Genomic DNA, 12,188 nt, shown 5'->3' on the forward strand with positions numbered 1-12,188 from the left:
CCACCCTACCCTCCCCCATCAAGGGGGAGGGAAGAACGGAGAAGGCCTTGAAAATCACCCGCCTCGGCTGGACCGCCTACGCCGTCGCCGCCGCCACCTTGATCCTGGACCAGATCTCCAAGCTCTGGGTCCTGGGCCTCCTCGGCCGCGAGCAAGGCGCGTCGGTGCACGCCGTCGGCCCTCTCTACCTGACCATGGTCCATAACTACGGCATGAGCTTTGGCCTGCTGAAGGACCATGACTGGGGCCGGTGGCTGCTGATCGGCTTTTCGATTCTCGTGGTGGTCGGCCTGTCGTGGTGGGCCCGCAAGTCGGCCAAGCTGCTGCCGGCCATCGGCGTGGGCATGATCATCGGCGCGGCGATCGGCAACAACCTGATCGACCGGGTGCTGTACGGCTATGTCGTCGACTTCATCGACGTCTCGCGCCTGAACTTCCCGTGGGTTTTCAACGTCGCCGACTCCGGGATCAACATCGGCGTGGCCCTGCTGCTGATCGACAGTTTCCTGTACGGCGAGAAGAAACTGGCGGAACCCGCCGAGTGATTTAGGGCCGATTGACGCCGCATTCGCGTGGGAGATTGGCGCCCGGGCGAGGATGTCGTATCGAGAGCGTCCAAAATTTGGGCCGGGGGTCGGCCTGCTGGAGCATGGTTTGATGAGTTTCAATCGGGTCGCGACCGTGAGCGCCCTGACCGCCATTGCCGCGATTGGCATGGCCGGCTGCACCTCGACCCAGAAAGCCCTGGGCATGAACAAGGTGGTTCCCGACGAATTCCGCGTCGTCAGCAAGGCCCCGCTGGCCGTGCCGCCGGACTACGCCCTGCGCCCGCCGGCGCCCGGCGAGCCGCGTCCGCAGGAACTGCAGCCGGAAAGCGCCGCCCGCGCCGCCCTGATCGGCCAGAGCAACGCCGCCGGCCGTTCGGAAGGTGAAAAGCTGCTGGTCGCGCGCGCCGGCAACGACAAGGCCGATCCGCTGATCCGCTTCGTGGTCGACGACGAGAACGGCGACCTGGCCCACAAGGACGAGAGCTTCGCCAGCAAGGTGATGTTCTGGAAGAAGGGTCAGAAGACCACCGACGTGGCCACCGCCGCCCAGACCGGCGCCAACGCCCCGGCCGAGGTCGACGCCGCCGCCGAGGAAGCCCGCCTGAAGAAGCTGGTGGGCACGGGTGGCGTGGTCATCAGCCGCGACAAGAAGACCGGCATCAAGCTGCCGGGCCTCTAAGGCGCGTTGAGACCTTAAGACGATCGAACGGCCCGGGACCTCGCGGTTCCGGGCCGTTTGCGTTTCAGTCCTCGTCCAGCTGGGCCGGCGTGCGGATGACGTAGCCGCGGGTCCGGAGCCGATCCAGCACCCCTTCCTGGCGCAGCAGGGGCATGAGATCGACCAGGGCGACCGCGTTCTGCCCCTCGTCCAGGGTCTTGGCGATGGCTTCGGCCAGAGCGTCGTCCTGACGTCGCCGGGCCGCGTCCATCTTGGGCTGGCCGGTCTGGCACGGATTGTAGGCCATGCGGCCGAGGACAAGCTGGCGCACATCCCCCCGCATCCAGGCCTCGGCCTTGGCGCGGTCCTTATCGCGCTCCACGATCTTCCGGGAGATCGAGTTCAGGCAGGTGAAGTCGTCCGACCTCGCATCCCGCATGGACAGACGGAAGGCCGGGATCAGGCTTTCGCCGACGAGCGAAACCTTGGCGTCCAGCTTCCGGGCGTGGGTCAGCAGGCGCAGCGTAGGGTCAAATCTCGGCGGGTTGGCCGTATAATTCATCGAGAACGCCGCCGCATCCGGCTTCATCGAACCGATACTGGCGGGGTCGGCGCGCGCGATGCGCACAGCCTCCGCGAAATAGTTGTAGTCGTCCGGCGCCAGGCGATCGACCCAGGGCCGGCTCGTCGTCGTGTCGTCCGGGGAAATGCGGACGGTCGGGTTCGCATCCGCGTAGATCAGCCGGCCGCCGCGCCCCAAGCGACGCTCGAAGACGCCGCTGTCCCAGCGATCGTCGCCTTTGAAGCCTACGCGCATCAAGCCCAGGACCCAGACCTTGGCGTCGCCCTTCGAGACGCTCCACCAGGCCGGTCCGGGGGTGCGGGCATTGACGACCAACGCCTCGACCATGGTCGGTCCGCTCTGGGCGGCGGCCGCCAGCGGCGCCGCCAGGATCGCCATCGCCGCCATCAAAGCCGCTTTCATCCGCCCCTCCACTCAACCTCTAGTCAAGCTCGGCGGTTGTGCGGCGCGCGTCAATCCCCCGGGGTGACCACGGTGAAGCCCTTGGCGCGCAGCTGATCCAGCACCCCGTCCTGGGCCAGCAGCGAACGCAGCTCGATCACCGCCACGGCCTTGCCGGGCTTCTTCAGAGCCGTGGTGATGGCGCCGACGGCGTCGTCTTGGCCCTCCTTGAACTGGTGGGCGATCCAGGGCGTTGAGGCCAGGCAGCGCTGATAGCCACGCTCGGCCGAGACCACCTGGCGCACCTGGCCCTCGGCCCACTGCTCAGCGATCTCGCGAACGCCGGCCAGGCCATTCTCGGCCTCCCTCAGGCCCGCATCCAGGCACAGCGCCTGCAGCGGCTGGGGCGCCTCGGCCAGCGACTTGACCATGCCGATCAGATCGTAGTCGTCCAGCTTCTTGACGTGCGGCTGGACGGCGACCTGCTTGCTTTTGGCCAGGTCGCGGATGCGGTCGGTGAACTTGCCCAGGGAAATCGAGACGCCATCGCCACCCCGGCTGTTGGCGACAACGAAGCCCGCCAGGGCCGGCTTGAGATCGTCATACTCGGCGAGCGGCTTGCCCCGGGCCTTCAGCTGCGCCTCCAGGCGCGCGCGCAGGTCGGGCGGCAGGGTGTCGCGCATCGGCGTGGCCATCTTGAACTGTTTGCCCTTGCCGGGGATCAGGGCCAGCAGGCTCAGGATTCGCACCTCGGGCTGCTGGCCAATGATCAGCACATTGGCCCCGTCCAACCGGCGACGCAGCACCGAGTCGTCAAAATCCAGCTTGTTCGGCGTGAACGCCGGCATGCCCATCACATAGACCGTGGTGTCGCCGTCGCTGACCTTCCACCAGGCGGGACCCGGCAGGCGGGCATTGACGATCAGCTCCTCGACCAGGTTGGCCTGGCTGTCGACCGGCGTCAGATCGACCGGCTTGGTCTGGTGGATCGAGACCTCGTTCTTTCCCTGCGCTTGGGCCTGAGCCAAGGCGGAGCCCCCGCACAGCAGCGAAAGGGCAAGGCCGGCGGCGGCGAAACGGCGAAGGGTCACTATCTGTCTTCCTCGAACGGCGGCGGAATCGAGCTAAACTCGTCCGTCTTCGTTCGTTGGCCGATCGACGTCAGGTCGGTCAACTTAAGGAGTTGCAATGCTGGAGCTTGCCCGTGCTTGGGGGCTTCCGCCTGCCTCGTGAAAGTCCGTGTCATGCCTATCCGTCGCCTGCCGCCCGAAACCGTCAACCGCATCGCCGCCGGCGAGGTGGTCGAGCGGCCCGCGAGCGCCATCAAGGAACTGGTCGACAACGCCATCGACGCCGGCGCCACGCGGATCGAGGTCGAGGCCCACGGCGGCGGCCTGACCCGCATCCTGGTGGCCGACGACGGCTGCGGCCTGTCGGCCGAGGAACTCCCCGTGGCCATCGAACGCCACGCGACCTCCAAGCTGGCCCCCGACGAGGACGGGCTGTGGGACCTGCTGCGCATCCACACCATGGGCTTCCGGGGCGAGGCCCTGCCGTCGATCGGCTCGGTGGCGCGGCTGACGATCAGCTCGCGGGCCAAGGGCGCGGCCGACGCCCATTCGATCCTGGTCGAGGGCGGCAGCGTCGGCGACGTCGCGCCGGCCGCCTTCCCCGGTCCGCACGGGGCGCGGATCGAGGTGCGCGACCTGTTCTACGCCACGCCCGCGCGCCTGAAGTTCATGAAGTCCGAGCGCGCCGAGTCGCTGGCGATCACCGAGGAGCTCAAGCGCCAGGCCATGGCCAATGAGAGCGTCGGCTTCTCGCTGGACATCGACGGCCGCCGCATCCTGCGCCTGCCGGCCGAGCATCCGGGACCGCAAGGGCGCCTGGCGCGCCTGGCCGCCGTGCTGGGCCGCGACTTCCAGGACAACGCCATCGAGATCGACCAGGTGCGCGATGGCGTTCGGCTGTCGGGCTTCGCGGGGCTTCCGACCTACAACCGTGGCAACGCCGCCCACCAGTACCTGTTCGTCAACGGCCGGCCGGTGCGTGACCGCCTGCTGCAAGGCGCGCTTCGCGCCGCCTATGCCGATTTCCTGGCGCGCGACCGCCACCCGACGGCGGCGCTGTACGTGACGCTCGACACGTCCGAGGTCGACGTCAACGTCCACCCCGCCAAGGCCGAGGTGCGCTTCCGCGATCCGGCTCTAGTGCGCGGCCTCATCGTCGGGGCCCTGCGTCACGCGCTCGCCGGCGCCGGCCACCGCGCCTCGACCACCGTGGCGACCCAGGCCCTGGACAGCATCCGCGCCCAGCAGAGCCCGTTCCCGGGGTATCAGCCGCAATACCAGCCGGGTCCCTCGCCCGCCGGCTTCTCGGCCTGGCGCGAGGGCGGCTGGACGCCGCCGACGCAGCGACCGATGGATCTGCCGGGGCTGAACGAGGTGTCGGCGCGCGTCGAGCCGTCGTTCGGCGGCGAGCTCGCCGAGGTGGTGCGCGAGGCCTATACCTCCGTCGCCTTCGAGGACCGTCCGGCGCAGGACTACGCCCACGCCGCGCCGTTCGACCCGGTCGACTTCCCGCTGGGCGCGGCCCGGGCCCAGGTGCACGAGACCTATATCGTCGCCCAGACCCGCGACGGCATGGTCATCGTCGACCAGCACGCCGCCCATGAGCGTCTCGTCTATGAGCGCATGAAGGGCGAGATGGCGACCGGCGGCGTGGCCCGCCAGACGCTGCTGCTGCCCGAGGTGGTGGACCTCGATCCGGCCGAGGCCGAGCGCGTGATCGCGCGGTCCGAGGAGCTGGCGTCGCTGGGTCTGGTGCTCGAAAGCTTCGGCCCCGGCGCGGTGCTGGTGCGCGAAACGCCGGCCCTGCTGGGCAAGACCGACGCCGCCGCCCTGGTCCGCGACATCGCCGACGACCTGGCCGAGAACGGCCAGGCCCTGGCCCTGAAGGAACGGCTGGAAGAGGTCTGCTCGACCATGGCCTGCCACGGCAGCGTCCGCGCCGGCCGCCGCTTGAACGGCGCCGAGATGAACGCCCTGCTCCGCGAGATGGAGGCCACGCCCCACTCGGGCCAGTGCAACCACGGCCGCCCGACCTATGTGGAGCTGAAGCTGGCCGATATCGAGAAGCTGTTCGGGCGGCGGTGATAGATGCTCCCCCTTTGGGGGAGCTGTCGGCAAAGCCGACTGAGGGGGCGTCGCCGGCTTATGCCGAGCTAGCCCCCTCCGGCCCTCTGGGCCACCTCCCCCAGAGGGGGAGGATCGTTTAGCGCTTCGCCGCGAACACACGCATCGCTTCGGCCAGATACTCCGTCAGCCCCGGCGCGATCGCCTCGTAACGCGCCGTGAACTCCGGGCTGTCCACGTACAGCCGCCCCAGACCCGTGAACGCGTCCGGGGTCGGCTCGCGGTTCCAAGACTTGGCGATCCAGGCCCAGTGTCGGCGCATGATCGCCGCCACCGCGTCGCTGTCGGCCGGCAGGCCTTGGCTCAGCGCCTTGGCCATGTCGTGCTCGATCGCCACGCCTTCCTGCTGGAACCCGGCCCAGTCTCCCTTGCCCCAGCTCTTCATGCCTTCTTTCGAGTGGGCGATCTTCTCGGCCATGCCGTCGCCATAGCGCTCGACCAGCTCGGCCTCGTGCCGGGCCTGCTTCTCCGGGTCGAAGCCCACGAACATCTGCTTGTCTTCCATCGTCTCGTCTCCTTTGAGGTCGGCGAGGGTGCGGTCCACGACGTCCACCAGCCTGGCGTAGCGCTCGGCCTGCGCCGCCAGGCGTTCGCGATGGTCGCGAAGCGCGGCGGCGAGGTCGAAGGCCGGATCGTCCAGCGCGGCCTGGATGTCCTTCAGCGGAGTCTCCAAAGCGCGGTGGAACAGGATCTGCTGCAGGCGCAATAAGTCCTGGCGGTCATAGTAGCGATAGCCGTTGGCCCCGACGGCGCGGGGCCGCAGCAGGCCGATGGCGTCGTAGTGATGCAAGGCCCGCACCGAGACGCCGGACAGCTTCGCCATCTGTTTGACCGTGTAGACGCTCACGCGGACCGTTCCCTCTTTCGATGGACGGATCAGTCAGGTCTGACGTGGCGTGAGGGTCAAGCGGGTCGCAACAAATTCCACGTCCAGGGCGTTCGGACCCGAAACCGGAGGCTCTCCCATGGAAGTCCGTCGCGGCCGCCTGATCGACCACATCCACCTGCGCGCCAAGGACCTGGAGGCCACCAAACGCTTCTACCGGGCGGTGCTTGAGGCCATCGGCGTGCCGTTCAATGAGGACGACACCCACCTGGACGCCGACGAGCTGTGGATCGACGCGGGCGAGCCGGCGACGCACATCCACCTGGCCTTCCAGGCGCGCGATCGCGAGACGGTCGAGCGTTTCCACAAGGCGGGCCTGGAAGCCGGTGGCCGCGACAATGGCGGGCCGGGCGAGCGGCCTTATCATCCAGGCTACTACGCCGCGTTCCTGTACGATCCGGACGGCAACAATATCGAGGCGGTGTTCCACGGCCCCAGCCAACGCTCGGCCGAGAGCGTGGTCTTCACCTTCGAGATGCCGAAACCTTAAGCGGCGTTCGCCGCCACCAGGACCGCGCCGTCAGGGCTGGCGACCGGCTTGTCCAGGAACTCGGTGACCGCCGGGCCGCGCACGAGGGCGATGCCGGCCGCCTTGCAGGCTTCCAGCTCGACCGCCGAGGAGACATTGGCCACGGCCTGGCCGACTTCCTTGGCGACGTAGGCGGACTTGCGCTCGACGAACTTCAGGATTTCCTTCAGCCGGTCGTGCTCGGTCTCGCCGTTCAGGACCAGGGTGATGGTGTCGACCAGTTCGGGCGGCAGCCCCTGGATCGGGAAGGTCGGGTCGGTGACCTGGACATCCATCCGCGAGAAGCTGCCGTTCAGGAACAGGCGCATCTGCTGCAGCATGCCGATCGAGGCCTCGCGCGGCGTGGCGTAGATGGTGGCGGTCAGGCGCGGCCGCTGGTCCAGCGGGTAGCGCGACAGGCGGCTCTTATAGGCCTCCTGCGAAGCCGGGGTGGTCAGGTTCCAGAAGCCGAACGGCACGAAGATCTCGCCGAAGGCGGCGGTCTTCAGGGCCGCCTGCGTGTCGGTCAGGCAGACCAGGTCGCGCTTCAGCAGCTTGCCGTCGTCCTCGGGCGGCGGACCGATGAGGTCCGAGCGCATGGCGATGGCGGAGCCGACGAAGGTCCCCTGGATCAGGTCGTGGACGCCCCACCAGCCGGTCTCGGCCGGCGGCGGCGGGGCCGAGACCTTGGCGGCGGCGGCGGCAGGCTTGGCGGCCGGCGCGGGCGCGGCCTTGGCCGGTTCCGGCGCGGCGGGCGCGACGACAGGCGGGGCGGCCTCGGCGGCGACCGGCGGGGCCGGCTCGGCGAGGGGGACGGTGGAAACCGGGGCGGCGGCCTTGGCGGGACGGTCCGGCGCGACGGTCGTGGTGGCGGTCAGGCCCTGCTTCTTGGCGCTGGCCTTGTCCTCGGCGAAGGTCTTGGCTTCGGCGCGGGTGCTGGGGCGCGGCTCGACGCCGTCGGCGGTGACCACGTGGACGCGGCCGGCCGGGCCTTCATAGCCCTCGCCCGCCATCAGGCCCGCGAGTTCGGCTTGGGTCAGGGCGGCGAATTTCAGGACGGCCTGCTCGTCGCCCTCGAAGGTCATCAGCGCGATCTGGCCGATCGGACGGCCGGGGAAGAGCACCTTCTCCAGCTCGGCCGCCAGGGCCTGCATCTCGGTGGGATCGAGGGTCTCGACGCGGTTGTCTGCCAGGACGAAGGCCATCGGCGCCACGGCCCCGCACTTGCGCGGCTTACGCCAGCGGGCCTTCAGGAACGCGTCCGCGACGCCCTGAGCCTTGTGCTTAGGGACTTCACCCGGCTGGCTTTCACCAACGGTGAACAGAATACGCAGGCAACAGATGGCCGTCATGAGTCCCGACCATAGCGACGGAAACTTTTTGAACGGTTACAACCGTCGGGATAACGGTGTTTTATTTCGCGCCGCAGCCAAGCTTAGACGAACGTCTCGCTAAGGCGGAATTCCAGGCGCTCGCGGATCGCCGGCCAGTCGTAGTCGGTGATCGAGAACACCGCCGTATCACGGATGTGGCCGGTCCAGGTGACCTTGTGATTGCGCAGGACGCCTTCCTTGCTGGCCCCCAGCTTCTCGACGGCGGCCTGGCTGCGGGCGTTGCGGACGTCGATGTTGAACTCGACGCGGATGGCGCCGGCCTTCTCGAAGGCGTGGGCCAGCAGCAGGCGCTTGCTCTCCGGATTGACCGGACCCGAGCGGGCGTCGGGGTTCAGGAAGGTCGAGCCGATCTCCAGCCCGCCATGCAGGCGGCGGATGTTCAGATAGCTGGACGTGCCGATGATCTTGCCGTCCGACAGCCGGCGGATGGCGTAGCCGATGCGCTCGCCGCGGTCGGTCTCGCCCTGCAGCGAACCCCAGAAGTCCTCGAACCCTTCGCCGCAGCCGTTGACCGACATGATCTCCCAGCTGGCGGGATCGCAGTCGATGGCGCCCTTCAGTTCGTCGCGGTGATCGATGGTGATCGGTTCGAGCCGCACGTAGCGGCCCTGCAGGATGTCGGCGGTCAGGTTCAGCATGGTCCCGTTGTCCGACAGGCTTGCCGCCCGCGTCAAGCCGGTCTACAAACACTTCAAACAAGCGTTTGACACATACAGAACCGGGCAGAGGGAACGACCATGGACTTCGATATCTCCCCCACGCAGCGCGCCTTCCTGGACCGCGTCACCGCGTTCATGGACGAGCACATCGTTCCGGCGATCCCGGTCTATGAGGCCGAGATGAACGTCCTGGGCGCCGAGCGCTGGAAGGTCGTGCAGGTCGTCGAGGAGCTGAAGGCGAAAGCCAAGGCCGCCGGCCTGTGGAACTTCTTCATGCCGCCGCACAGCGGCCAGACCCATGTCGACGACACCTTCCAGTTCGAAGGCGTGCAGCTGACCAACCTGGAATACAGCCTGATCGCCGAACAGCTGGGCAAGGTCGGCTTCGCGTCGGAAGTCTTCAACTGTTCCGCGCCCGACACCGGCAACATGGAAGTGCTGATGCGCTACGGCACGCTGGCGCAGAAGGAGAAGTGGCTGCGCCCGCTGATGAACGGCGAGATCCGCTCGGCCTTCCTGATGACCGAACCGGCCGTGGCCAGCTCGGACGCCACCAATATCGAGACCCGCATCGAGCGCGACGGCGATCACTACGTCATCAACGGCCGCAAGTGGTGGTCCTCGGGCGTGGGCGATCCGCGCTGCAAGGTCGCCATCGTCATGGGCAAGACCGATCCCGACAACGCCAGCCGCCACCAGCAGCAGAGCCAGGTCCTGGTGCCGCTGGACGCGCCGGGCATCGAGATCGTCCGCATGCTGCCGGTGTTCGGCTATGACGACGCCCCGCACGGCCACGCCGAGGTCATCCTCAAGGACGTGCGCGTGCCGATCGAGGACGCCCTGCTGCTGGGCGAAGGCCGTGGCTTCGAGATCGCGCAAGGGCGCCTGGGTCCCGGCCGTATCCACCACTGCATGCGCACCATCGGCACGGCGGAAGTCGCGCTGGAGAAGATGTGCAAGCGCCTGATGAGCCGCAAAGCCTTCGGTAAGTACGTCTCGGACCACTCGGTGTGGGAAGAGCGCGTCGCCGACGCCCGCATCGACATCGAGATGTGCCGCCTGCTGTGCCTGAAGGCCGCCGACATGATGGACAAGGCCGGCAACAAGTCGGCCCGTCTGGAGATCGCCATGATCAAGGTCGCGGCCCCGCGTCTGGCCTTGAAGATCATCGACGACGCCATCCAGGCCCACGGCGGCGGCGGCGTGACCACCGACTTCGGCCTGGCCAAGGCCTATGCCGGCATCCGCACCCTGCGCCTGGCCGACGGCCCGGACGAGGTCCACCAGCGCACGATCGCGCGGATGGAGTACGGCAAGTACGGCGACCTGGTCTTCAAGCAGAAGGCCGAGAAGGAAGCCGCGCTGCACGTGCCGGGCATCCGCTGATTGGCTCCCTTTCCCCTTGATGGGGGAAGGGTTGGGGATGGGGGTGATCTGCTGAGTTGGCGGCGTCGCGCTGCATCGACCGCCGTAGTCACCCCCACCCCTGCCCCTCCCCCATCAAGGGGGAGGGAGACTTCGCAACTTCCGGGCGGACACTCTCGCCCCGCCGCGTGACACTCACCCGATGAGTCGTCCCGCCCGTCTTCTGCTCGACCGCGCGCCGTCGCCCATCGGCGAGCTGCTGATCGTCACCGACGAGACCGGCGCCCTGCGCGCGCTGGACTTCCACGACCACGAGCCCCGCCTCGACCGTCTGTTGAAGACCCACTACGGCCCGCTGCGCCCCGAACCCGGCGCTGCGCCCGCCGCGATCCGCGACGCCATCGCCGCCTATTTCGCGGGCCAGCTCGACACCCTGAACACGATAGCCTGGGCCACCAACGGCACGGCCTTCCAGCACGCGGTGTGGACGGCGCTGTGCGCGATCCCCGCCGGCCAGACGATCACCTATTCGGAGTTAGCCCGTCGCACCGGCCGCCCGCTGGCGGTCCGCGCCGCCGGCCACGCCAACGGCAGCAACCCGCTCAGCATCGTCGCGCCCTGCCACCGGGTGATCGGCATGGATGGTTCACTGACAGGCTACGGCGGCGGCATCGAACGCAAGCGCTGGCTGCTCACCCACGAGAAAGCGCTCTAAGCCAGCCGCGCGCCCTCGAGCACCACCCGGCCGATCTGGAAGAACGGCAGGCTCAGCGTGACGCCGATCAAGGCGTTGAACACCATCGCGCCGCTGTTGTAGCGCCCGGCCTCGCCATCCAGCGCCGCCGAGATCGCCCGGCCCGCCGCCGCGCCCAGCCAGGCGACGGCCAGCGCCAAGGCCATCGCCGCCCCGATGCGCGGTTGGTAGCCCAGATAGAGCGCCGCCACCCCGTGCGAGGCGATCAGCACCCCACCCAGGGCGCGGCCCTCGGCGAACAGCGGCGGCTTGGGGGTGTCGTCGTCGGCCAGACCCGCCAGGCCCAGCATGGTCTGCGGCCGCGCCAGGATCATGCCGCCCAGGCTGCCGCCGATGACACAGGCCAAGACCGCCAGGAACAGCGACAGGACGTAGCTCGACATGGGCCTTGGAACTCCTGCTGCTATTCCGGCGCGCGGCAGACAGCCTCGACGTTGAAGCCGTCCGGGTCCAGAACGAACGCGCCGTAATAGTCCTTATCGTAATATGGGCGAAGTCCGGGCGGTCCGTTGTCTTTTCCGCCGGATTTCAGCGCCGCCTCGTAGAAGGCGTCGACCTGGGCGCGGGTTTCCGCCGTAAAGGCGATGTGCAGCTTGCCCGAGGTCGGGTCCTGGCCCGCCACCCAGAACATTGGCCGCTCCTTGCCATAGCCCACGACGTCGACGCCGTTGGTGAATTCCTTGGGCACGACATAGAGCTGACGGATGCCCAGCGGCGCCAGTGCGGCGTCATAAAAGGCCGTCGCGCGCTGGTAATCGCTCGTCCCGAGACCCATGTGGTCGAACATCGAAGCTCCCTCCCTGTTAACCCTTCGCGAAAAGTTCGCGGGCGTCGTCCTTGACTCCCCCGAGCCCCCTGCCTAACTCACGCCCGACGTTGGCACTCGATGGGAGCGACTGCTAACAGCGCAGCTCCCCCGGTCCAGCGAACGCTTTATCTGCAACCGTTCCGACGGAGAACACCCATGAAATTTCGTCCCCTGGGCGACCGCGTCCTCGTGAAGCGCGTCGAAGAAGAAACCAAGACCAAGGGCGGGATCATCATCCCCGACACCGCCAAGGAAAAGCCGCAGGAAGGCGAAGTCGTCGCCGTCGGCCCCGGCGCGCGTAACGACAAGGGCGACGTCGTCGCCCTGGACGTCAAGGCTGGCGACCGCATCCTGTTCGGCAAGTGGTCGGGCACGGAAGTGAAGGTCGACGGTCAGGACCTCCTGATCATGAAGGAAAGCGACGTCCTGGGCGTGGTCGAGGGCTAATCC

At 68.1% G+C, this 12,188-nt stretch carries 13 protein-coding genes and 1 pseudogene; 7 read left to right on the forward strand and 7 right to left on the reverse strand.

Going from position 1 to position 12,188, the window contains the following annotated elements; translation table 11 throughout:
- The first annotated feature begins 47 nt into the window (after positions 1 to 47).
- Positions 48 to 545 (forward strand): signal peptidase II, encoded by a 498-nt coding sequence (gene lspA, locus AC07YH_RS00005; RefSeq protein WP_494744966.1) that lies wholly within the window; start codon positions 48 to 50, stop codon positions 543 to 545.
- Positions 546 to 657: 112 nt separating this feature from the next.
- Positions 658 to 1,227: a DUF3035 domain-containing protein gene (locus tag AC07YH_RS00010; protein ID WP_494744967.1), complete on the forward strand. Its 570-nt coding sequence runs from the start codon at positions 658 to 660 to the stop codon at positions 1,225 to 1,227.
- A gap of 64 nt (positions 1,228 to 1,291) precedes the next feature.
- On the opposite strand, the gene AC07YH_RS00015 is transcribed toward AC07YH_RS00010, so the two are convergent.
- Both AC07YH_RS00015 and AC07YH_RS00020 read right to left on the reverse strand, forming a co-directional pair.
- A complete protein-coding gene (locus AC07YH_RS00015) occupies positions 1,292 to 2,191 on the reverse strand; it encodes a TraB/GumN family protein (protein WP_494744968.1) in 900 nt (299 codons plus the stop codon).
- Between the two features lie 50 nt (positions 2,192 to 2,241).
- A pseudogene (locus AC07YH_RS00020) lies at positions 2,242 to 3,304 on the reverse strand (TraB/GumN family protein); the annotation flags it as partial.
- A 110-nt stretch (positions 3,305 to 3,414) separates the two neighbouring features.
- Here AC07YH_RS00020 and mutL point away from each other — a divergent pair.
- The gene (gene mutL / locus AC07YH_RS00025) at positions 3,415 to 5,325 is read left to right on the forward strand and encodes a DNA mismatch repair endonuclease MutL (protein ID WP_494744969.1); all 1,911 of its coding nucleotides are present in this window, start codon (positions 3,415 to 3,417) and stop codon (positions 5,323 to 5,325) included.
- A 118-nt stretch (positions 5,326 to 5,443) separates the two neighbouring features.
- On the opposite strand, the gene AC07YH_RS00030 is transcribed toward mutL, so the two are convergent.
- The gene (locus tag AC07YH_RS00030; RefSeq protein ID WP_494744970.1) at positions 5,444 to 6,211 is read right to left on the reverse strand and encodes a MerR family transcriptional regulator; all 768 of its coding nucleotides are present in this window, start codon (positions 6,209 to 6,211) and stop codon (positions 5,444 to 5,446) included.
- Between the two features lie 118 nt (positions 6,212 to 6,329).
- Between AC07YH_RS00030 and AC07YH_RS00035 the strand changes: the two genes are divergently transcribed.
- On the forward strand, positions 6,330 to 6,740 hold the full coding sequence (locus tag AC07YH_RS00035; protein ID WP_494744971.1) for a VOC family protein: 411 nt from the start codon (positions 6,330 to 6,332) through the stop codon (positions 6,738 to 6,740).
- On the opposite strand, the gene AC07YH_RS00040 is transcribed toward AC07YH_RS00035, so the two are convergent.
- Both AC07YH_RS00040 and AC07YH_RS00045 read right to left on the reverse strand, forming a co-directional pair.
- Positions 6,737 to 8,110 (reverse strand): hypothetical protein, encoded by a 1,374-nt coding sequence (locus AC07YH_RS00040; RefSeq protein ID WP_494744972.1) that lies wholly within the window; start codon positions 8,108 to 8,110, stop codon positions 6,737 to 6,739. The two genes, AC07YH_RS00035 and AC07YH_RS00040, sit on opposite strands and share 4 nt — an antisense overlap.
- Before the next feature lie 83 nt (positions 8,111 to 8,193).
- Positions 8,194 to 8,790 (reverse strand): GNAT family N-acetyltransferase, encoded by a 597-nt coding sequence (locus AC07YH_RS00045; RefSeq protein ID WP_494623329.1) that lies wholly within the window; start codon positions 8,788 to 8,790, stop codon positions 8,194 to 8,196.
- Between the two features lie 99 nt (positions 8,791 to 8,889).
- On the opposite strand from AC07YH_RS00045, the gene AC07YH_RS00050 reads away from it, so the two are divergent.
- Both AC07YH_RS00050 and AC07YH_RS00055 read left to right on the forward strand, forming a co-directional pair.
- Positions 8,890 to 10,197 carry an acyl-CoA dehydrogenase family protein gene (locus tag AC07YH_RS00050; protein WP_494744973.1) on the forward strand — a complete coding sequence of 436 codons (1,308 nt, stop codon included), beginning with the start codon at positions 8,890 to 8,892 and terminating at the stop codon, positions 10,195 to 10,197.
- A 181-nt stretch (positions 10,198 to 10,378) separates the two neighbouring features.
- Complete coding sequence (locus AC07YH_RS00055; RefSeq protein ID WP_494744974.1) at positions 10,379 to 10,891, forward strand: methylated-DNA--[protein]-cysteine S-methyltransferase; 513 nt, start codon at positions 10,379 to 10,381, stop codon at positions 10,889 to 10,891.
- Here AC07YH_RS00055 and AC07YH_RS00060 read toward each other — a convergent pair.
- Together AC07YH_RS00060 and AC07YH_RS00065 are read right to left on the reverse strand one after the other, a co-directional pair.
- Positions 10,888 to 11,313, reverse strand: coding sequence for a DUF4345 family protein (locus tag AC07YH_RS00060; RefSeq protein WP_494744975.1), 426 nt, complete (start codon positions 11,311 to 11,313; stop codon positions 10,888 to 10,890). The genes AC07YH_RS00055 and AC07YH_RS00060 overlap by 4 nt on opposite strands.
- Before the next feature lie 20 nt (positions 11,314 to 11,333).
- The gene (locus AC07YH_RS00065; protein ID WP_494744976.1) at positions 11,334 to 11,717 is read right to left on the reverse strand and encodes a VOC family protein; all 384 of its coding nucleotides are present in this window, start codon (positions 11,715 to 11,717) and stop codon (positions 11,334 to 11,336) included.
- A 177-nt stretch (positions 11,718 to 11,894) separates the two neighbouring features.
- Between AC07YH_RS00065 and groES the strand changes: the two genes are divergently transcribed.
- Positions 11,895 to 12,185: a co-chaperone GroES gene (gene groES / locus AC07YH_RS00070; protein WP_172270611.1), complete on the forward strand. Its 291-nt coding sequence runs from the start codon at positions 11,895 to 11,897 to the stop codon at positions 12,183 to 12,185.
- Positions 12,186 to 12,188 lie beyond the last annotated feature (3 nt).

The organism is Caulobacter sp. GW456-12-1-14-TSB4 (assembly GCF_059424195.1).

What these genes read in the sequence shown, in the direction of transcription:
- AC07YH_RS00015 (WP_494744968.1), bottom strand. Translation starts at nt 2,191, where the DNA reads ATGAAAGCGGCTTTGATGGCGGCGATGGCGATCCTGGCGGCGCCGCTG.
- AC07YH_RS00060 (WP_494744975.1), bottom strand. Translation starts at nt 11,313, where the DNA reads ATGTCGAGCTACGTCCTGTCGCTGTTCCTGGCGGTCTTGGCCTGTGTC.
- AC07YH_RS00010 (WP_494744967.1), top strand. Translation starts at nt 658, where the DNA reads ATGAGTTTCAATCGGGTCGCGACCGTGAGCGCCCTGACCGCCATTGCC.
- mutL (WP_494744969.1), top strand. Translation starts at nt 3,415, where the DNA reads ATGCCTATCCGTCGCCTGCCGCCCGAAACCGTCAACCGCATCGCCGCC.
- AC07YH_RS00035 (WP_494744971.1), top strand. Translation starts at nt 6,330, where the DNA reads ATGGAAGTCCGTCGCGGCCGCCTGATCGACCACATCCACCTGCGCGCC.
- AC07YH_RS00050 (WP_494744973.1), top strand. Translation starts at nt 8,890, where the DNA reads ATGGACTTCGATATCTCCCCCACGCAGCGCGCCTTCCTGGACCGCGTC.
- AC07YH_RS00040 (WP_494744972.1), bottom strand. Translation starts at nt 8,110, where the DNA reads ATGACGGCCATCTGTTGCCTGCGTATTCTGTTCACCGTTGGTGAAAGC.
- groES (WP_172270611.1), top strand. Translation starts at nt 11,895, where the DNA reads ATGAAATTTCGTCCCCTGGGCGACCGCGTCCTCGTGAAGCGCGTCGAA.
- AC07YH_RS00065 (WP_494744976.1), bottom strand. Translation starts at nt 11,717, where the DNA reads ATGTTCGACCACATGGGTCTCGGGACGAGCGATTACCAGCGCGCGACG.
- AC07YH_RS00055 (WP_494744974.1), top strand. Translation starts at nt 10,379, where the DNA reads ATGAGTCGTCCCGCCCGTCTTCTGCTCGACCGCGCGCCGTCGCCCATC.
- AC07YH_RS00045 (WP_494623329.1), bottom strand. Translation starts at nt 8,790, where the DNA reads ATGCTGAACCTGACCGCCGACATCCTGCAGGGCCGCTACGTGCGGCTC.